We start from the raw sequence: 18974 nt of genomic DNA, 5'->3' as shown, positions 1-18974 counted from the left end.
GGCCCCGGCAACCCGGCTATTTCTTCGTCGTCGGTTTCTGCTCCTGTTTGAGCAGGGCGTTGATCCGGGCCAGGGCCGCGCCGAGCTGTTGCTCCGCGGTTCCGTAGCCGGCGAAGTCGGGCGGGACCTTCGCCAGGGCGGCCTGAGCGGCCTGGTACGCCTGCTCGGCCTGCTGGAAGGCCTGAACGAGCTGGGCCGACACCGCTCCGGTTACCCCCGCTCCCCCGGTCGAACCGGAGCCCGCGGCCCCGCTGCCCGCACCGGCCCCAAACAGGCTGTCCAGCGCATCGGCGAGGGTGTTCCCGTAACCGATGTTGCTCCCGTAGTTAACCAACACCTTCTGAAGCAGCGGGTAGGAACTGCCGCCAGCGGACTGCACGTAGACCGGGTCTACGTAGAGCAGCCCGTTGGAGATCGGCAGCGCGATCAGGTTTCCCATGATCACACTCGAGCCACCCTGGTCGAGCAGCGTCTTCTGGGTGGAGAACTGTGGGAAGGCCTGGAACGCCGCGTCGACCTGTTGCGGACCGTTCACCTGGGTGGTCTGCGGCAACTCCAACGCCCGCAACTGCCCGTAGTCGGCGGGATCCCCGGAAACGTAGAAATAGGCCGCCAGGTTTGCCCGGCCTCGGAAAACCAGCGGGGACATGATGTTGAACTCCGGACCGGCGTCCCCGGGCAGCTGGCCCAGGATGTAGGCGGGTGGCTGGGTTCCGCCCTGCGGGTTCTGCGGATCAGCCGGCACGCCCCAGAAGTCCTGCTTGGTGTAGAAGTCCTTCGGGCTGGTGACGTGGTACTGAGCGAACAGGTCGCGCTGGACCTCGAACATCTCGGTCGGGTATCGCAGGTGCGGGACGAGATCCGGCGGGATCGCGGACTTCGGCAGCACGGTTCCGGGGAAGACATGCATCCACGCCTTGAGCACCGGGTCGGTCGGGTCCCAGGTGTAAAGCCGCACCGTTCCGTCGTAGGCATCCACGGTCGCCTTGACCGAGTTGCGGATGTAGTTGACCTGGTCCTGCGGCGGACCGCCCTGGTCGGTCGACGCGGACTGGGAGTCGGAGGCGATCGAGCCAAGCGTTTCCCGCTGCGAATACGGGTAGCCGTCGCTGGTCGTGTAGCCATCGACGATCCACACGATCCGCCCGTCGACCACGGCCGGATAGGGATCGCTGTCGAGTTGCAGGTACGGGGCAACTTCCTGAACCCGCTGGAGCGGATCACGAATGTAGAGAATGCGGGACTGACTGGTCAGCGAACTGGACAGCAGGATGTTGCGGTCGCCGAACCGCACCGCGTAGAGCAGCCGCCGGAACCAGCTCCCGATCTGAACCCCGCCGTTGCCCCGATAGACGTCGTACTGGTTGGCCCCACCGGAACTCGAGTAGTCGAGCTCCTGCTGTTTGGTCCCGGTGATCGAGTACTTCGGCGACAGCTCGCCGAAGTAGATCCGCGGTTGGCTGATCGGGATCGGCCCCGAGGGCGGGATGTCCCGCTCGCTGAACGCCGGTGCGCCATCGGCATTCGCGTGGTCGGCCGGGGCCGCGACGAATCCGAACCCGTGGGTGTAGACCAGGTGCTCGTTGATCCAGTTTCGCTGGTCGGGCTGCAACCCGCTCTGATCGACCTCCCGGGCCGCGACGACATAGGCCGAGGTGCTGCCGCCGATCGTGTACCGGTCGATGTCGAGGGTGGCCGGGAAGCCGTAATACGCCCGAATCTGCTGGAGTTGCTCAAAGGTCGGCTGGAGCACGTTCGGGTCCAGCAGGCGGATGTTCGGCACGATCCCGGTCGATGCGGCGATCGACGCCGCGCTCGCCGGCGCGACTCCGAGGTACGGCGTCTCGGCCACATTGGTCAGCCCGTATGCGGCCCGGGTCGCGGTGATGTTGCGCGCGATGTAGGGCTGCTCCTTCACCGACTCGTTCGGGCGCACCGAGAACTGCTGCACGATGAGCGGATACAGGCCGCCGATTACCACCGCCGAAAGCACCATGAGCCCGAAGCCGACCGCGGGCAGCGTCCAGTTCCGCACCAGCGCGTTGGCGAAGAACAGCAGAGCGCAGATGATCGCAATCACGAGCAGGATCGTCTTCGCCGGTAGCACCGCGTTCACGTCGGTGTAGGACGGCCCGGTGACCACACCACGCCCCGAGAAGGCCAGGCCGTAACGGTCCAGGTAGTACGCGATCGCCTTGAGGGCCACGAACATGCCGAGCAACACCGAAAGGTGGGCCCGCGCGGCCGCGCTGACCTTCTCTCCACGGGTCTGGAGCCGAAGCGATCCGTAGATGTAGTGCATCGCCGCGGCGGCGAGGATGCTCAGCACGACGATGGTGAAGAGGGAGCCGAGCACGAATCGCTGGAACGGATAGGTGAACGCGAAGTAGGACACGTCGCGATGGAACTGCGGGTCGATGACCCCGAAGTGCACGCCGTGTCGCCAGAGCAGCCAAGTCTGCCAGCGGGCGGAGGCCCCGGACCCGGTCGCTACGAGAATGATCACGCTGGCCAGCCCGAGCAGGACGTACCGGAACGGGTGGAGCCCCTGCCGGTAGCGATCCAGTTGGACCTGCTCCGGGGAGTCGGGATACATCCTCGGTCGCAACCGGTAGGCGATGACGATGTTCGCGGCGACCGCGGCCGCGGTGACGATCCCGACGACGAGGAAGAGCAGCAACTCGGCCCGCAGCCGCGTCGCGAACACCGACGTGTACCCCACGGACCGGAACCACAGCCAGTCGGTGAACAGCCCGGTGAAGACGACGAACAGCCCGACGAGGACCGCAACGCCGAGCAGCGAGAGCAGGATGATCCGAGCGCGCCGGGACAGCTGCGGCCGGGGGAACTGGACCGTTGCGGCGCTCACCTGGTGCCCCGCGTGCCCACCGCGCGGCGACGGGGGGGAGCCCGGTGCCGCCCACGCGACGCCGGCCGGACCGTGGGCAGTTCGAGGGCGAACTCGGAGCCGCGGCCGGGCTCGCTGCTCGCGGTGTAGCCAAGCCCGAAGCCCTCCGCCAACCTGCGAACGAAAGACAGGCCGAGACCCAGTCCACCCACCCGCCGGGTCTCCGACGCGTCGGCCTGGGAGAAGTCGGCGAACAGCCCGGGAAGCGTGTCCAGCGCGATCCCGGGACCGGCGTCCCGGACGCCGATGTGCACCCGCCGTCCCCCGGCGTCCGCGGCCACGATGGTGATCGGCGTGCGATCCGGCGTGTACTTCACCGCGTTGTCGGCGAGCTCGTCCAGGGCCTTCCCGATCCATCCGGGGTCGATGTCCACCTCGGGAAGCCCGGCGGCGATCCGCCGGCGGAAATCCGCGGCGCGCTCCGGCCACCGGGCCCGCCAGCGGGCCAGGCACTCGTCGGCGAAGGCGCCCACCCGAACCGGGCGCCGAACCGGTTCGATCCGGCCGGCCTCCAACGCGGCGACGTCGACGAGCAGGTCGACGACCCGCTGCATACGCAGGCTGGAGGAGTGGATGACGCCGAGGAACTCGGCAGTCTCCTTGGCCGCGAGACCCTTGCGCCGGGCGAGCAGCTCGGAGTACCCGCGGATCGGCGTGAGCGGCGTCCGCAGCTCATGGCTGACGTTCGCGAGGAACTCGGTCTTCATCCGCTCGACCTCCCGGTCGCGAGTCGTGTCCCGCAGGACGACGAGGACACCCGGCTGCTCCCCGACGGCGCCCACGAGCGGGGTCACCGCCACCCGGACCGGCACCGGGCGGCCGTCCGCCCGGTGCAGTGCACCATCGGCTTCCAGCGAGTCAGCGCCCGCCTGGAGCAGCGGGGCACCAGCAGCGTCGCGCACATCCACCACCTCGAGGAGCGGCCGGTCGAGTACCTGCGCCGGCTCGGAGTCCAGGAGCGCAGCGGCGGCTGGGTTGAGGCTACTCACCCGGCCCGCGCTGTCCGCGGTCACGAGCCCGTCGGCCATCGAGTCGAGCACGGTCTGGAGACGAAGTCGCAGCGCCGCCTCGGCCGCGGCCGCGGAACGAAGGTCGGCCGTCATCCCGCGCAGGGACGCGGTCATCGCGTCGAAAGCTCGGGACAGCGCGCCCACCTCGTCCCGGCCGGCGACGCCGGAAGTCACCTCGAGGTCCCCTCGGCGAACCTGTCGAGCGGCCAGCGTGAGCTTGCGAACCGGGTCCACCACCCGGCGGCCGAGCAGGAAGGCGAAGGCGGCGGCCGCCAGCAGCACGAGGACCGAAGTGAGGAACAGCCGGCGCAGCACGCTGCGCTCGGGGGCGATCAGCTGCGCCGCCGGCTGGGAGACGGCGAGCACGCCCACCTGCGTGTCGTCCGGGCCGCCGTCGAGAAGCGGGACGAAGGACACCGTCGGCGCGGAGCCCTGCCCGAGGACCGTCACCCCGCCGGCCGGGAGGGCGTGGGACCCCAAGGTCGCGGCCGCCGCGAGAATTGCCGGCCGCTGATCCCCCGGGAGATCGGTGGCGAGAACCTGCCCGTCCGCCAGAAAAGTCACGTCGTACGCGATCTGGCTGCGGATCGTCGCCGCGTCGGCGTCGGTGAACCGGATGGCGTAGACGCCCGCGTAGACGCCGCCGGCCTTCGACGGGGTGCACCCGTTGGGGCCGGGAGTGATGCCGATCGCGGTGAGCGCGGGGGGCTCGGTTGGCAGCAGGGCCACCGCGGTCGCGCATACCCCCGTTGGCAGCAGAGCCTGGGTGACCGCCGGCTCGGCGGCCAGCACCCGCAACGCCAAAGTGCCCGCCGGGCCGACCCGGTCGTGCACGTCGACGATCAGCTGGGCCGCGTGCCTGCGATCGATCACCGCGGCGAAATACGCCGGCTGAACGGCAAGCGTCTGCAATAACGCCCCGCACCCGGAGGCCGATGCCTTCTGGACGCAGATGTTGACCAAGCCGGCCTGGTCCAACGCCTGACCGGCCGTCGCCTGGATCGCCAGTCGCTCGCCGACCGCCGCCTTCAGCGACGCCGCCGCCTGCTGGCCGGTCACCGCATCCGCGACGCTCGTCCCGACCACTCCGACCGCGCCGGCCGCCATGACGACTACGCCGACCAGGATCGCGACCACGACCTTGGCCAGCACGCTGCCGCGGGCCAACCATCCGCAGGCCGCGAAAACCATGAGCGACGAGGCCGCCCGCAGCGCCAGCTCGAGCGTGGCCATCGTCGAGGAGGTACGGGCACCCGCCCCGACCAGGGCCGCCGCGGCGGCCAGCCCCAACGCGCCCGCAAGCAACCAGCCGAGCTGCGGGTCGCGCCGCTCCCCCCGCGAGGTCCCACCGCGCAGCGCCGCCGCTGCCGCGACCATCCCGGCGATCCCGGACGCGACCGCCGCTGCGACCTGTGCCCCGAGCGGCGCCACGACACCGAGAACACCGGCGGGCGCAACCGACGGGGCGGCCCGCAGGGTCCGCGGCTGCGGCACCCCGGCCGCGAGGCCGAGCGCGAGCAGGGCGAAACCCACCGCCCGGAGCACCGGGATGAGCCGGGACGATGCCGCGCCGAAGTCCGCGACAGTGAAACCTTCCGCGACCGCGAGCATCAGCGCACCGGCAACGAACACCGGGGTCGCGGGCCGCCATAGCCGGGGGAACAGGGCGGCCGCCGCCAGCCCCAGCCAACCAGCCAGGGCGAGCAGCTGGACCACGCCGAGGAGCGCGAACGGGACAGCCGGCTCCATGACCGCGAGGGTACGGGAGCGGTTCGCCCGAACCGCCCGGTTAGCAGCCGGGGCGCGCCGGACTCAGCAGTGCGGCACCGGGCCGCCGCGGGCCAGGCTGGCCAGGTCGGCGAGCGCCGCGGACAGCGTCGCCACCGGGATCACCCGCAGTCCCGGCGGGGCGACCGACGCGGCGTCCGGGCACTCGCCCGTCGGCGCGAGGAACACGGTGGCGCCGGCAGCCAGCGCCGCGAAAACCTTTTGCTTGATCCCGCCGATCTCGAGGACGTCGCCCTTGTACCCGATGGCCCCGGTCCCGGCGATCGTCAGGCCGCCGTTGATCCCGCCGGGGGTGAGCTTGTCGATGATCCCGAGGGCGAACATCGTGCCCGCGCTCGGTCCGCCGACGTTGGTGAGATCGATCGTGATCTTGAGTGGAGGCAGGGGGGTCTCGGCCGGGGTGAAGCCGAGCATCGGCAGGTAGTCGGCGGTGTCGCTTTCGGTCGTCGGGTTCACGCCGACCCGCACGATCCGGCCGTCCCGTCGGACGACCATGTCGACCAAACGGTTCACCCGGAGACCCTTGGCCACGTCGAGCAGGTCGCCGATCGAATGGATCGGCTGATTGTCGACCGTGACTATCTCGTCGCCCGGCTGGAGCACCGCGGACGCGGACTGGGCCGGGTCCACCGTCTCGATCGACACCGTCCCGGGCACGTGCAGCTGGTAGAGCGCCGCGGTCATGGCGTCCTGCTGGGACTGGCTCATCTCCTGGCTCTGCTGATGGGTCGCCTGCTGGGGCGTCTGCCCGGCCGGGAACACGAATTGTTCAGGCAGGACCAGATCCTTGGTGTTGAACCAACCGGCGATCGCCCGGAACAGGTTCAGTTCGTCCCCGGGACCCCCGTTCACTCCGACGGTCAGCAGGATGAGGTGACCGCGGGTCGGATAGGTGGGGCGCCCCTGGATCCGGATGAGCGGCGTCTGGCTGCCCGGCTGCACGCCGAGGGTGTCGAAGGTCGGACCGGGGCTGAGCGCCACGTACGGCACCGGCAACTGCCAGGCGACGACGAACAGCGCCACCGCGGCCACGACGGAGACGAGCAGCGCTTGGGTCCGGCGGGGCATCCGCGCAGCGTACTTGCCCGCCGGTCGATGAGCGGCAGCGCGGAGGATGGGTCAGCGGTTGAAGAAGCCGAGCCCGCGCTTGCCGTTCGCCGAGGAGTCACCATCCGCCGCGCCGGAGTGGTGACCGTGCGCCCCGGCGAGGATCGTCTCCGCGGCAACAGGCACATCCGGGAAATCCGGCGCCGGGAAGGAAACAACCGGGTCGACGGCAGGCTCTGCCGCCGGTTCGGCGACCGGCTGCGCCGCGGCCGCCGGCTCGGGCCGCACCGCTTCGGCCGGAGACTCCTGAACCGCAGACCCCTGAACCGCAGACTCCTGAACCGGAGACTCCTGAACCGGCACGTCGACCACGGGCGGCCCCGCGACCACAGCCGCGGCCGGCGCGGGGTCCGTCTCGCTGGGGACCTCCACCCGGAAATACTGGCGGACGGTCAGCGGCACCGGCGTGAGCGAATGCACCGAGAAGTCACTGACGCCATCGACGTTGCGCAGCGTCTCGACGAACAGCACCGCGTCGTCGACGCTGCCGAAGCGTCGGAAAGCGGGGACGCCCTCGGGGCTGGGGAAGAAGACGACGTGCTCCATTGCGGCCTGCCTCGCGTCGGGGTTCGGCGACGTGCTCATCGCAACAAGGATCGGCAGCCCGGGACGTCGAATTGAGCCGGCGGGCCGGCGATCCGGGATGCGGAACAATTCGGACCCGGGCCGGGTGACCGAAACGTTCGACCTGCTCTACCGTTGAGACGGTGGCGGGCGGTCCCAGCTCCCCCGTCGGGAGAGGTCGCATGACGAGCGCACCAGACCTGGCCCCCCTGCCAGCCGAGTCGCCCAACCGGCCCCCGCTCGTGGCGGTCCCCTCGGTTCCCGGTGACGACCTCGAAACCGTGCTGCGGCGCGCCCAGCCGCGGCTGCTGCGCTACGCCCGGCGCCGGCTCCAGAACAGCCACGAAGCCGAAGAATGCGTCCAGGAGGCGCTGCTCCGCGCCTGCCAGCACGAGCCGGGCTTCGCCACGGAGGACGACCTCAACGCCTGGGTCACCGTCGTCACCGGCCGGTTGGTCATCGACCGCCTGCGGGTCCGGGGCCGCTCGACCCCGGTCGCCGAGCTGCCGGCCACCGCCCGAGTCGGCCGCGACACCGCCGACATCGTCGTCGCCCGTCACGAAGCGCGGGCCGCCCTCGACGCCCTGGAGGCGATGCCCTCCCGGCAGGCGTCCGTGCTGTGGGCGCGTGAGGTCGAAGGCCTGTCCTACGACGAGATCGCCGAGCGTTTCGCCATCACCGAGCCAACCGTCCGCTCCCTGCTGCATCGGGGCCGGCAGGCGCTTCGCCGGGAGTACGCCGCCCGCGGCGGCACGCTCCCGGTCGGCGGCCTGGCCGCGGTCCTCGCCCCGTGGCGGACCGGGCTCCACGCGGTGGGGCGCCTCCGCCGGGTCGCCCGGGCCGTCGCCGGTCCGCTGCCGCTCGCCCTCGCCGGCCTCACCCTCGGCGGGGTCATGTTGATCCCGGGGCACCCCGGTGGATCCGCGCACGCGGCGCTCGCGGTGAGCCCCACGCAGATGCGCCTCGCCCCGACCGACCGCACGAACACCCAACCGGGCGCCTCGAGAACTCAGCCCACCCGCGCGGACACTGTCTCCTTCTCCTCAACGACCCCGCTCTCCCGCCCCTCCGGGCCGCTCGACCGGGTACCCACCTGCGGCCGGGTCAACGGAACCGTGGCCGGGCTCAACTGTGGCACCCCGCACCCCGCGGTCAAGATCACCGTCGGGCCGCCGCTGCCCGTCGTCGGCCAGTACTGGCTCGCGGACAAGGGCGACGTCTGCGGCAAAACCTGGGTGAACACCCCCGTCGCCCGCTGCTCGACCCAGTCAGGAGCCCACCGATGAAGCGCCGCCTCGTAATCCTCGCGACCCTCACCAGCCTCGTCGGCCTCGGCGGCGGGTTCGCCTTCGCCGACACCACGCAGCCGGCTCCCGGCACCGGGGTCACCCACATCGGTCCGGGCCAGCAGTACGTCTGCCTCGGCAACACCGACCCGCAGGGCAACTCCCACTACATCGCCTGCGTCTGGTTCTGACCGGTCAGTTGACCTCGCGGCGTTCCGCGGTCTCCAGGGCCTGACGGAACCGCTGGTATTCGGCCACCGAGTCGACCGCCTTCGCCGGCCGGCGGGGCCGGCCCCGCCACCACACGAAGAGGAGAGCCAGCGCGACGAACACAACGGGCAGCGTCAGAGTCCACGCGAGCACGGCGATCCCCTGGCCGGGCAACGCCACGCCGGACATCGATTCGCCTCGCGTTTGTTGGGAATCCCTGCGGTCTTTTCACTGTACGTCGCGGTTGCGGGGCTGCCCAGTCGATCAAGTGTGCCGGCGCCGGCGGGCAGCCCGGGCCCGGGCCATCGCCACGGCGCCGGCAAGTGCCACGGTCGCCCCGGCGGCCGCCCGCGCGGCTTCCCGTTTGTCGATCCGCCGGCCGCCGGCCGCCTCCATCCCGGCCAGCTGGTCGGTCAGCGCGGACTCGTTGTCGTGGGCCGGGGTCCAGCCGGCGGCCCGCAGCCGGTCGCAGGAGACGACCCAGGGATGGGTGAGGAAGCCGAGCTCGCTGGCCGGCGCCGGGGTCACCCCCAGCCGGTGCAGCCGTTCCGCGGCCGCCAGCGCGACGGCCGCCGGAAGCACGATCCGACGCAGGCCGCTGATCCGTTCGACGTCGCCCTGCTCGAGCCAGCCGTCGCAGCCGACGGTCACGTCGCCGGTCACCGCACCGAGCGTGGCGAGAATCAGCGCCTCGACCAGGTCGTCGACATGACAGAACTGCCAGAGCGGTCGGCTGCCCTTGACCATCAGCAGTCGGGGGGCGGCGAACTGCCGGGTGAAGGCCGTGTCCACGCCCGGTCCGACCAGCGCGGCGGGTCTGACCACCGTGGTCACCATCCCGCGGTCGGTGCGCCGGGCCCGCCGGGCCAGCCGCTCGATCGCGAGCCAGTCCCCCACCAGACCCCGGTCGGAAGTGGCCCGCAACGGGGAGGCCTCGGTCAGCGGGACCGGATTGTCGGGCAGGGCCCCGTAGACCGTGGCGCTCGTTAAGAGAACGACTCGGCGAACCCCCGCCGCGTGCGCCGCCGTGAGCACAGTTTCCACGCCGCGCACGTTGCGCTCCCGGCGCTGCGCGGCGGGGGTGTCCGGCGACATGTCCAGCGCGAGGTGGGCGAGCGCCTCGATGCCGGCGAGCTTGCGCACCAGCGACGGATCCTGAACGTCGGCGATCCGCCAGGTGACCTGCGGGAGGTGCCCGCGGACGGTGTCCAGGCCCACGACCCGGCCCGCGTCGGGCCGCTCCGCGAGCCGCTCGACCAGCTGCGCGCCGAGCCCCGCGGCGGCGCCGGTCACGGCCACCACGCCTCGGCTCTGCACCCCCATATCTTCGCGGCTACCGTGGGGGAATGCGGTCGAGGGTGCGCAGGTGAGCGAGGTCGAAGGCGGCGCCGGGGCGGGCCCGCCGGAGGACAACCCGTTCGCCGCACTCTTCGGCGGTTCGGCGCCCGACCTCGGGGCCGCGCTGCACCGCCTCGGCGACCTCCTCTCCAGCACGACCGGCCCGGTGAATTGGCAGCTCGCGCGGGAATCCGCGCTCCAGGCGGCCGGAGCTTCCGATCCGGGCACCACAGCCGGCGACACCGAGCGGGTCGCCGCCGCGGTCGAACTCGCCGACCACTGGCTCGACCCGGTGACGACGCTGCCGTCGGGGGTGACCGCGTCCGAGGCATGGAGCCGCCGCCGGTGGGTCGAGGCGACCCTCCCGGCCTGGACGACGCTCGTCGACCCGGTCGCATCCCGCGTGGTCGAGGCCATGGGCGGGGCACTCCCCGAGGAGATGCAGGCGATGGCCGGCCCGCTGCTCGGCGTGATGCGCCAGGTCGGCGGGGTGATGTTCGGCGCGCAGGTCGGGCAGGCCCTCGGCCAGCTCGCGAACGAGGTCCTGAGCGCGACGGACATCGGGCTGCCGCTCGGCCCCGCCGGCCGGGCCGCGCTCGTCCCGGTCAACGTCGCCGGTTTCGGGTCCGGCCTCGGCATCCCCGAGGAGGAGGTCCGAATCTTCCTCGCCCTGCGGGAGGCTGCCCACCACCGGCTGTTCCAGCACGTGCCGTGGCTGCGCGCCCACCTTTTCGACACCGTCGAGCGCTACGCCCGGGAGATCACCATCGACACCTCGGCCCTCGAGGAGGCGATGCGCGAGGTCGACCCTTCCGACCCGGAGGCCGTCCAGCGCGTACTAGGGGGCGGTTTGTTCGAGCCGCAGGCGACCCCGAGCCAGCAGGCGGCGCTGCGGCGGTTGGAGACCGCCCTTGCCCTCGTCGAAGGCTGGGTGGACGAGGTGGTCGGTGCCGCTGCCGGAGAACACCTGCCGGCGGCGGCGGCGTTGCGGGAGAGCGTGCGCCGGCGGCGCGCCGCCGGCGGCCCGGCCGAACAGACCTTCGCCACGCTGGTCGGGTTGGAGCTGCGACCGCGCCGCCTCCGCGATGCGGCGCTCTTATGGGCGTCCCTGGCGGCCGCGCGGGGGGTCGACGGCCGGGACGCGATCTGGGGGCATCCCGACCTGCTGCCGGGGCCGGAGGACCTCGACGACCCGACCCGATTCGCCGACCGGGCCGGCGGCGCGGGGGGTCCGTCAGCGCTGGACCTGTCCGCCCTCACCGACGAGGAACCACCGGGGGACGGCTAGCGCTCCCCCGCGCCCGCGCCCGCGCCTGGGGCCCAGCCGCGCCCCAGGCCAGCCCCATGCACCCCAACAGCCCCAGGGGAACCGCTGACCCCACAGCTAGGCCCGCCGTCACGCCGAGTGGGCGGTTTTCCCGGGGCAAACCGCCCACTCGGTGCGTGGAGATCTTGCACGATCGCCCACTCACCGCTTACCGATCTTGGGCGAGCGCCCGTGCCGGCACCTACCCGTCAGAGAGGTCCAGTCCGGACGTGGCGGCCACGCCCTCGAGGTACCCGCGGGCCCGTTCGAGCCGCGGGAAGCCGTCCAGGAGCGCCCAGAACGCAGGGTCGTGGCCGACTTCGAGGAGGTGGGCGAGCTCGTGGAGCAGGACGTAGTCGATGACCCAGCTCGGCATTCCGAGCAAGCGTCGGGACAGCCGGATCGTCCGGTCGACCGGGGTGCAGGAGCCCCAGCGGCCCTGCTGGTTGTTCACCCATCGCACCGAGGCTGGCCGCGCACGGCTGTCGAGGTAGCGGCGGGACAGCCGCTCGGCGCGTTCGGCGAGTTCCCCCTCGCCTGGTCGCTCGCGGCGGTCCCGTGCGGCGAGCCGCTCGGTCATCCGCGCCACCCAATGGGCCTCCTCGGCGGCGCTGAGCCGGGCCGGGACGAGGACGATCAGCCGGCCGCCTTCCCGGTAGGCGGACACGGTTCGGGTGCGCCGCCGGCTGCGGACGACGGTCACTTCGGGTTCCTGCATGTCGACAACCTAAACACCGCCCCGACGGCCCGCTCCTGGTGCCCACCCGGCCACGGTGGCCGACTTTCTTCCGTCCACAGCCCGTGGACCAAGACGGCGCAGGTCACAGGGCTTTCGACGGCCGTACCGGCCGGTCATCCACAGTGGCGTCCCGGGTTATCCACAATTACGCAGCGGGTCATCCCCACCACGTCCCCAGGTTCGTCCACAGGGCATCGCGGCCCAGCGTTGACTCGCCCATCGGCCGGTCCTAGCGTCGACAAGCGTCGAAGCCCCCGGTGCAGGGTGACCGTTCGCAAGGGGAAGGCGAATGGTCAGCCGGTCCGGGGGCTTCGTAGCGTCCCGGTGCATCCGCCGTGGCCCAGGATCGCTACCGACCGGTGAAGACAGCCCGCCGCTTCTCCCGCTGGGCTGCGAGCCCTTCCCGCAGGTCAGCGGTCGCCATCGTCACGGGCTGGGCGAGCGCCTCCCACGCCAGCGCCTCGTCGAAGGACCGATGGGCGCCGCTGGCCAGGGCAGCCTTGGTCAGCCGGGTCGCCAACGGACCGGCAGCGGCGATCCGAGCAGCTATCGCCAAGGTCTCGGCGAGCAGCGCGTCGTCGTCCACGACGCCGTGCACCAGCCCGATCGACAGCGCCTCGTCAGCACCGACCCGGCGTCCGGTGAACAGCAACTCGCGGGCTCGGGTCACCCCAACGGCCTCCGGAAGCAGCCAGGTCGCCGCCATCCCCGCGTGCATGCCCAGCTGGGTGAAGGGCGCGGAGAAGACCGCCCGCTCCCGGGCTGCGTAGCGCAGGTCGCACGCGAGGGCAAGGCAGAGGCCGGCGCCGACGGCCGGCCCGTTGACCGCGGCGACCACCGGCACCTCGAGCTCGCGGATTGCCAGCCAGGACCGGTAGAAGGTGAGCATCCGGTCCCGCAGGTCGGAGACCGTGAGCTCTGGCGACTCGGCGATCCAGGACAGGTCGCCGCCCGCGCAGAACGCGCTGCCCTCGCCGGTCACGACGACGCAGCGCACCCCGGGGTCGCCCGCCAGCCCCGCCACGGCGCCCACCCAAGCGGAGGTGAGTTCGGCGGTCATGGCGTTTCGTCGCTCGGCCAGCGCGAGGGTAAGCAGCACTACGCCGTCGTCCCGACGGTCCACCGACAGCGGCGCACGCTCGGTCACGGAACCTCCTGCGCTGGGCGAATGATCGAAAGTTGAGCGTATGTCGCGGCCCCTCCTCCACGGTCCGAGACCCTCCGACCGGTAATGTGGCCCCCGGTTGAGCCCGCATGCTGCGGAGGAGACCGAAGGAGGATCCGCATGGCCGAGTCCTATGAGGGCTACTGCGTGAAGTGCAAGGAGAAGCGGACGTTCGACGGCGAAGTCCGGGTGAGTGAGTCCGGGCGTCGAATGGCACAGGGTCTTTGCCCGGTGTGCGGCACGAAAATGAACCGCATCCTCGGCAAGGCGTAGCCGTCGTCCTGCGGGGCGGTGCCGGCACCTGGCACCGCCCCGCAGGCTGCTTGGCAACGCTGCCATGTGGACCGTCCGCACGATCACTGCGCTGCTGCTGACACGCTCGCGCGACACCCCCCGCGTCGAGGAGAGTCATGCGACCCGCCGTGCATCCCGGTCTGCGCCGGTTCTGGCGCGACGAGCAGACCGTCCAGTTCGGGCTCGAGACCGCCCACGCGGTCGTGGTCGGTGGCATCGGCCCAGCCGTCGCTGAGCTACTGGACCGGCTCGATGGCACCCACGAGCTCGACGACCTTGTCCAGGCAGCCGCCAAGCGCGGCGTCCCCGCGGAGGAAGCGCGGCGGGTCCTCGCCCTGCTGTCCGCTGCCGGAGCCATGGCAGACACGTCGGCCCGTCCCGATGCAATCGCCACCCTGCCGCTCATCGAGCGGGACCGACTCGGGCCCGATGTCGCCGCGCTCTCCCTCAGCCACCCCGACCCGGCTCTTGCGCTGAGCCGGCGAAGGAACGCCAGCGTGCGGGTCGTCGGCGCCGGGCGGGTCGGGGCCCCGATCGCCACCCTGCTCGCCGCCGCCGCGGTCGGTCGGGTCAGCGTCGAGGACCCCCGTCCGGTCCGAGCCGCCGACGCCGCTCCCGCCGGCCTGACTACCCAGGATGCCGGACGTTCGCGTAGCAGCGCGGTCCACGCTCGGCTGGCCACGGTGTCCGAGAGCGTGATCGTCGACCCGGGATCGCCGGTCGACGTCGTGGTGATCGCCGACCCGCCGGAGCTTGACCCGACCGCCGACCTTGTCCGCCGCGGCGTGCCCCACCTCTACGCCAGCGTTCGGGAGACGACCGCGAGGGTCGGCCCCTTCGTCCGTCCCGGCCGCTCCGCCTGCCAGCGCTGCCTCGACCTCATCCGGGCGGACCGGGATCCGTGCTGGCCATTCGTGGCCGCGCAGCTGTCCGGGCCGCGCCGCGATCCGCCAGCCGCGGAACCGTGCGACGTCGTGCTCGCCCACCTCTGCGCCGGACTCGCCGCCCGCGAAGTGCTGTCCCATCTGGACGGCGTCGCCCCGGCCACGCTGGACGGCACGCTGGAGATCGGGCCGGGTGCAGCGATCCGGCGCCGCTCCTGGCGCCGGCATCCGGCCTGCGGCTGCGCGGAGGTGAACGCCTAGACGACCGCCGCCACGTTCGGCCGAATCAACACCTACCGAATCACCGACCGAACCCAGCGACCCGGCATGATGACTGGGTGAGCGACATCCCGCGCAACGCGTTGACGCGTGGGGTGAAGCTGGCCAGTCTGCCGCTGGGCGTCGCCGGCCGGGCCACCCTCGGCTTCGGTAAGCGGCTGGGTGGGCGCCCGGCTGAGGCCGTCGCCGCCGAGCTCCAGCGCCGCACGGCCGACCAGATCTTCCGGGTTCTTGGCGAGCTCAAGGGCGGCGCCATGAAGTTCGGCCAGGCGCTGTCGATTTTCGAAGCGGCGCTGCCCGAGGACCTCGCCCGCCCCTACCGGGCAGCTCTCACCAAGCTGCAGGAGGCCGCGCCGCCATTGCCGCCGGGCGCGGTCCATCGGGTACTCGCGGAAGGCCTCGGTCCGAACTGGCGGGACAACTTCCGCGAATTCGACGATCTCCCGGCCGCGGCCGCGTCGATCGGCCAGGTACACCAGGCCACGTGGAACGACGGCCGCAGAGTAGCCGTGAAGATCCAGTATCCCGGTGCCGGCCCGGCGTTGCTTTCCGACCTGAACCAGCTGAGCCGGGTAGCGAGGCTTTTCGCCGTGCTCTCGCCCGGACTCGACGTCAAACCCCTGCTCGACGAGCTCAAGCGACGGGTAGCCGAGGAACTCGACTACACCCTGGAAGCGGCCTCGCAGGCGGCTTTCGCGGCGGCTTATGCCGGTGATCCCGACATCTACGTCCCTCCCGTCGTGACCCACGCCGAGCGCGTCCTCGTCACGGAATGGATGGACGGAACGCCACTGTCCACGGTTATCAGCGATGGCAGCCTCGCGCAACGAGATCGTGCCGGCCTGCTCTACCTACGGTTCCTGTTCGCCAGTCCCGCTCGGGTCGGCCTGCTGCACGCCGACCCGCACCCGGGGAACTACCGGCTGCTTCCCGACGGCCGGCTCGGGGTCGTCGACTACGGAGCGGTGAACCGGCTGCCGGACGGGCTGCCGGAGCCGATCGGCCGCCTGGCCCGGCTCGCGTTGGAGGGGCGCGCCCAGGACGTGCTTGCCGGGCTGCGCGCCGAAGGGTTCATCAAGGCCTCGATCGAGATAGACGCCGATGCCGTCCTCGACTACCTGCGCCCGCTGCTCACCCCGGTCGCCGAGGACACCTTCCGCTTCAGCCGGAGCTGGTTGCGAGCCGAAGCAGCCCGGCTCGGCGACCCGCGCTCGCCGGCCGCGCAGCTCGGGCGGCAACTCAACCTGCCGCCGACCTATCTGCTGGTCCACCGGGTGACGCTCGGCGGCGTCGGTGTGCTTTGCCAGCTGGGGGCGGGTGGCCCGTTCCGGGCCGAGATGCGCCAGTGGCTGCCCGGTTTCGCCGAGCACCCCCGACGTCGCGTGCGCCGGGTGGACCCGCCAGTCGCGATCCCCACCCCGGAGGACAGCGCTACGGCCGTGACACCCGCCGTGCCCAGGGCGCGTTCGCGCCGACCGAAGACCGGTTGACGCTCACCACCAGTCGCTACTGAGCTGACTCTCGATCGAACGAAGGGTTTCCCGGGTGCACCGTTCGCAAAGCCAAGTCACGCCCCGCTCGTCGTGCTGGACCGTCCAGGTCACCGGGGGGTCCTTGGCCTGCGCCCCGCACCACGCGCAGCTCGCCGGCACACACCCGACGCTATCTCGCGGCCGGCCCTCGGAACGGAGCGCGCGCGCCGACTGTTCCCGAAAATGGTCCCCGACATGTCACCATATCGTGGACGGGTCTCGGGATTCACCCAGTCGGGGGCAGGGATCCGGGCCGCCGGGGCCGAAGCAGTCCAGACGACCCGAGACGACCAGGGGAGGATGAGCATGCATCGGCGGACCGTGTTGACCTCCCTCATCGGAGTCGGGCTGGCCATTTCCCCACTCGCGGCTGGCGCGGCCACTCCGACGGGGCATCGGGCGCTGCCGCGCAGCCACGTCCTGGTCCCGCGGAACCTGAACGCCGCCCTGCCTCGGCAGGACGCCGCGGTCGCCAGCCTGAACTGGTCCGGCTACGCGGTACTCCCGGCCGCCGGGCAGGCGATCACGTCCGTGTCCGCCAACTTCGTCGTCCCCGCCGTCAGCGCGCTCCCGGCGGGTTTCGCCGCGATCTGGACCGGCATCGGCGGGTACAACACCAGCGACCTCATCCAGGCCGGTGTCGGCACGTCGACGCTGCCCAACTCTTCGCTGCTCGGCCCCCGCTACTACGCGTGGATCGAGACACTTCCCGCCGGAGAGCAGCAGATCGCCAACTGCACCGGGGACCGCAGCTGCGCGGTCCGCCCGGGCGACCAGATCGGCGTCAACATCCGCCAGCTGCGCCCCGGCACGTGGCTGATCAGCCTCAGCGACCGCGGTCGCTGGTCGTGGACGCGTCCGGTCGGCTACGCCTCGACCCGGTCCTCCGCCGAATGGATCCTGGAGGCCCCGACCCTCGTCGTCCAGACCACGCTGGCCAACGTGGGCACCGTGCGCTTCGTCGGTGGCAACACGTTCGCGGTGAACGGCGTGTCCCGCAAGATCGCGCAGGGGCACCCGGTGAGCATCACTCTCGGCGCCGCCCCCGGGCTGCCCGGCGAGGCGCTGCCTTCGACCCTGGACCGGCGCGGCGACGGCTTCGACTCCTGCGCCTATGCGCTGCGCTGCCCGGCCCCGATCGGCTGACCGAAGCGGGGCGACGAGCCGGTCGGGTCCCGCTGCCTACGGTTGCCTTAACCTGCGAGGGTGCCCCCGATCCGGCTGCGCCCAGTTCGCGCTGAGGACCTACCCGAGCTGACCCGAGGGCGTTCCGCCGAGGTCGATCCATGGGATTGGTTCGGCCACCGGCCGAGCAACGGGTTCGAGCGCCGCTTTCACGCCGATGGGCTGATCAGCGACGATCACGGGGTATTGGCGGTCGAAACCGAGGACGCCACCCTGGTCGGGGAGGTGTCCTGGTTCGCCGTCCAGCACGGCCCGAGCAGTGCCTGCCGGGCGTTCAACATCGGGATCAGTCTGTTCCCCGAACACCGGGGCAAAGGCTACGGCCGTACCGCTCAGGCTGCGCTGGCCGATTACATGTTTCGCACGACGCTGGTCGATCGACTCGAGGCGGGCACCGACGTGGAGAACGTGCCCGAGCAGCGGGCCCTGGAGGGGGCCGGATTCACCCGCGAGGGAATCCTCCGACATGCCCAGTACCGCAATGGACAATGGCGCGATCTGGTCCTCTACAGCCGGCTCCGAGAGGACCCGGCGCCGCCCGAGCGGGCGCGCTGAGGCCAGCGCCCGAATGCCCCGGCGGCGCCGGGTCTTCCGTATTTCACCGGCAGCCGTTCGGGGCATTCGCGGGTCAACGATCAGGCGCTGCTCCCCGCTGCCGGTGGCCCACCGGCCGGCCCCGGGCCACCCGCCGGACGGTCTAGCGCCTCGTTGCCGGCATGCAACCTGGCGATGATGGTGGCGCCCCCGGAGGTCGTGGTGCTGAACCGCACGGCGTCGCCGACCTTGAGGGCGCTCAACGTCGCCTCGCCGTTCTTGTCGACGTCACTCGCGCTGGTCACCCCGTAGGTCACCGTCCCGGAGCTAGTCTTGATCGACACCGTGTTGGTGCCTACCGCGGCCACCGTCCCGCTCTTCGCGAGGGCATGCCCCGGGCAGCCTGGCGGCCCGACCGGCGCTGCGGTGGCTTGGACCGCGGCTGCCTGGGTGGGATCCGAAGTGGCGGCCGCGGCCGTGAGCGTGGAGGCGAGCACCCCGCCCGCGGCCACCCCGGCCGCCACCAGGCCGATCGCCGCCACCTTGCCGCGCCTGTCGCGCCGTGATCGCCGCCCACTGGGAGCTGTCTGCTGTTCGGTCATCGTGCTCGTCCCCTTCCGGACTCGGTGTGCTTGGTGAGTTCACCTTGGGCCGGGCGGCTGTCCGTGCCCGTAGAACCCGCTCTCAGTTCGCTCTGAAGCCGGCCCGGGTCACATCCGGCACGGGACGACGGCACGGGGCGACGATCCGGAACGGCGGCCGTTCAGCGCCGTGGGCTGCCGCTCATCCGCCGGCGACCCAGCCGGAAGGCACCCGCCGGCGCGTGAAGGTCAACCCCGCGGGCA

At 71.7% G+C, this 18974-nt stretch carries 17 protein-coding genes; 8 read left to right on the top strand and 9 right to left on the bottom strand.

Annotated elements, in window-relative coordinates; genetic code table 11:
• Positions 1-16: 16 nt before the first annotated feature.
• The 4 genes from VNG13_02665 to VNG13_02650 all read right to left on the bottom strand — a co-directional run bounded on the left by VNG13_02665 (position 17) and on the right by VNG13_02650 (position 7398).
• Positions 17-2869, bottom strand: coding sequence for a UPF0182 family protein (locus VNG13_02665; GenBank protein HVA59423.1), 2853 nt, complete (start codon positions 2867-2869; stop codon positions 17-19).
• Entirely contained in the window at positions 2866-5667 is a 2802-nt protein-coding gene (locus VNG13_02660) for an ATP-binding protein (GenBank protein HVA59422.1), read from the bottom strand. The genes VNG13_02665 and VNG13_02660 overlap by 4 nt, the downstream gene beginning before the upstream one ends.
• Positions 5668-5730: 63 nt before the next feature.
• The gene (locus VNG13_02655; GenBank protein ID HVA59421.1) at positions 5731-6774 is read right to left on the bottom strand and encodes a S16 family serine protease; all 1044 of its coding nucleotides are present in this window, start codon (positions 6772-6774) and stop codon (positions 5731-5733) included.
• A 51-nt stretch (positions 6775-6825) separates the two neighbouring features.
• Positions 6826-7398 carry a hypothetical protein gene (locus VNG13_02650; GenBank protein HVA59420.1) on the bottom strand — a complete coding sequence of 191 codons (573 nt, stop codon included), beginning with the start codon at positions 7396-7398 and terminating at the stop codon, positions 6826-6828.
• 161 nt (positions 7399-7559) lie between these two features.
• Here VNG13_02650 and VNG13_02645 point away from each other — a divergent pair, with 161 nt between their 5' ends.
• Together VNG13_02645 and VNG13_02640 are read left to right on the top strand one after the other, a co-directional pair.
• Positions 7560-8663, top strand: coding sequence for an RNA polymerase sigma factor (locus tag VNG13_02645; GenBank protein ID HVA59419.1), 1104 nt, complete (start codon positions 7560-7562; stop codon positions 8661-8663).
• Positions 8660-8854, top strand: coding sequence for a hypothetical protein (locus VNG13_02640; protein ID HVA59418.1), 195 nt, complete (start codon positions 8660-8662; stop codon positions 8852-8854). Before VNG13_02645 ends, VNG13_02640 begins: the two co-directional genes overlap by 4 nt.
• A gap of 4 nt (positions 8855-8858) precedes the next feature.
• Here the strand turns inward: VNG13_02640 and VNG13_02635 are convergent, their stop codons facing one another.
• Both VNG13_02635 and VNG13_02630 read right to left on the bottom strand, forming a co-directional pair.
• Positions 8859-9062, bottom strand: a complete 204-nt coding sequence (locus VNG13_02635; protein HVA59417.1) for a hypothetical protein — start codon at positions 9060-9062, stop codon at positions 8859-8861.
• Positions 9063-9137: 75 nt separating this feature from the next.
• On the bottom strand, positions 9138-10190 hold the full coding sequence (locus tag VNG13_02630) for an NAD-dependent epimerase/dehydratase family protein (protein HVA59416.1): 1053 nt from the start codon (positions 10188-10190) through the stop codon (positions 9138-9140).
• A gap of 49 nt (positions 10191-10239) precedes the next feature.
• Here VNG13_02630 and VNG13_02625 point away from each other — a divergent pair, with 49 nt between their 5' ends.
• Entirely contained in the window at positions 10240-11499 is a 1260-nt protein-coding gene (locus VNG13_02625) for a zinc-dependent metalloprotease (GenBank protein HVA59415.1), read from the top strand.
• Between the two features lie 220 nt (positions 11500-11719).
• Here VNG13_02625 and VNG13_02620 read toward each other — a convergent pair whose 3' ends face one another.
• Together VNG13_02620 and VNG13_02615 are read right to left on the bottom strand one after the other, a co-directional pair.
• Entirely contained in the window at positions 11720-12235 is a 516-nt protein-coding gene (locus VNG13_02620; protein ID HVA59414.1) for a M48 family metallopeptidase, read from the bottom strand.
• Positions 12236-12605: 370 nt separating this feature from the next.
• Positions 12606-13403: an enoyl-CoA hydratase-related protein gene (locus VNG13_02615; GenBank protein ID HVA59413.1), complete on the bottom strand. Its 798-nt coding sequence runs from the start codon at positions 13401-13403 to the stop codon at positions 12606-12608.
• Between the two features lie 138 nt (positions 13404-13541).
• Between VNG13_02615 and VNG13_02610 the strand changes: the two genes are divergently transcribed.
• The 5 genes from VNG13_02610 to VNG13_02590 all read left to right on the top strand — a co-directional run bounded on the left by VNG13_02610 (position 13542) and on the right by VNG13_02590 (position 18150).
• On the top strand, positions 13542-13694 hold the full coding sequence (locus tag VNG13_02610; protein HVA59412.1) for a DUF5679 domain-containing protein: 153 nt from the start codon (positions 13542-13544) through the stop codon (positions 13692-13694).
• A 137-nt stretch (positions 13695-13831) separates the two neighbouring features.
• Positions 13832-14860, top strand: a complete 1029-nt coding sequence (locus VNG13_02605) for a ThiF family adenylyltransferase (protein HVA59411.1) — start codon at positions 13832-13834, stop codon at positions 14858-14860.
• Between the two features lie 77 nt (positions 14861-14937).
• The gene (locus VNG13_02600) at positions 14938-16368 is read left to right on the top strand and encodes an AarF/ABC1/UbiB kinase family protein (GenBank protein ID HVA59410.1); all 1431 of its coding nucleotides are present in this window, start codon (positions 14938-14940) and stop codon (positions 16366-16368) included.
• A gap of 342 nt (positions 16369-16710) precedes the next feature.
• On the top strand, positions 16711-17556 hold the full coding sequence (locus tag VNG13_02595; GenBank protein ID HVA59409.1) for a G1 family glutamic endopeptidase: 846 nt from the start codon (positions 16711-16713) through the stop codon (positions 17554-17556).
• Between the two features lie 60 nt (positions 17557-17616).
• Entirely contained in the window at positions 17617-18150 is a 534-nt protein-coding gene (locus tag VNG13_02590; protein HVA59408.1) for a GNAT family protein, read from the top strand.
• A gap of 80 nt (positions 18151-18230) precedes the next feature.
• Here VNG13_02590 and VNG13_02585 read toward each other — a convergent pair whose 3' ends face one another.
• Complete coding sequence (locus tag VNG13_02585) at positions 18231-18671, bottom strand: hypothetical protein (protein ID HVA59407.1); 441 nt, start codon at positions 18669-18671, stop codon at positions 18231-18233.
• Positions 18672-18974 lie beyond the last annotated feature (303 nt).

The sequence above is a fragment of the Mycobacteriales bacterium genome (genome assembly GCA_035533475.1).
GTDB lineage: Bacteria > Actinomycetota > Actinomycetes > DATLTS01 > DATLTS01 > DATLTS01.
The sequence above is the reverse complement of the archived record's forward strand: the minus strand, read 5'-3'. Positions and strand labels throughout refer to the sequence as shown.

What these genes read in the sequence shown, in the direction of transcription:
- VNG13_02620 (HVA59414.1), bottom strand. Translation starts at nt 12,235, where the DNA reads ATGCAGGAACCCGAAGTGACCGTCGTCCGCAGCCGGCGGCGCACCCGA.
- VNG13_02650 (HVA59420.1), bottom strand. Translation starts at nt 7,398, where the DNA reads ATGAGCACGTCGCCGAACCCCGACGCGAGGCAGGCCGCAATGGAGCAC.
- VNG13_02655 (HVA59421.1), bottom strand. Translation starts at nt 6,774, where the DNA reads ATGCCCCGCCGGACCCAAGCGCTGCTCGTCTCCGTCGTGGCCGCGGTG.
- VNG13_02635 (HVA59417.1), bottom strand. Translation starts at nt 9,062, where the DNA reads ATGTCCGGCGTGGCGTTGCCCGGCCAGGGGATCGCCGTGCTCGCGTGG.
- VNG13_02610 (HVA59412.1), top strand. Translation starts at nt 13,542, where the DNA reads ATGGCCGAGTCCTATGAGGGCTACTGCGTGAAGTGCAAGGAGAAGCGG.
- VNG13_02640 (HVA59418.1), top strand. Translation starts at nt 8,660, where the DNA reads ATGAAGCGCCGCCTCGTAATCCTCGCGACCCTCACCAGCCTCGTCGGC.
- VNG13_02605 (HVA59411.1), top strand. Translation starts at nt 13,832, where the DNA reads ATGCGACCCGCCGTGCATCCCGGTCTGCGCCGGTTCTGGCGCGACGAG.
- VNG13_02660 (HVA59422.1), bottom strand. Translation starts at nt 5,667, where the DNA reads ATGGAGCCGGCTGTCCCGTTCGCGCTCCTCGGCGTGGTCCAGCTGCTC.
- VNG13_02645 (HVA59419.1), top strand. Translation starts at nt 7,560, where the DNA reads ATGACGAGCGCACCAGACCTGGCCCCCCTGCCAGCCGAGTCGCCCAAC.
- VNG13_02595 (HVA59409.1), top strand. Translation starts at nt 16,711, where the DNA reads ATGAGCATGCATCGGCGGACCGTGTTGACCTCCCTCATCGGAGTCGGG.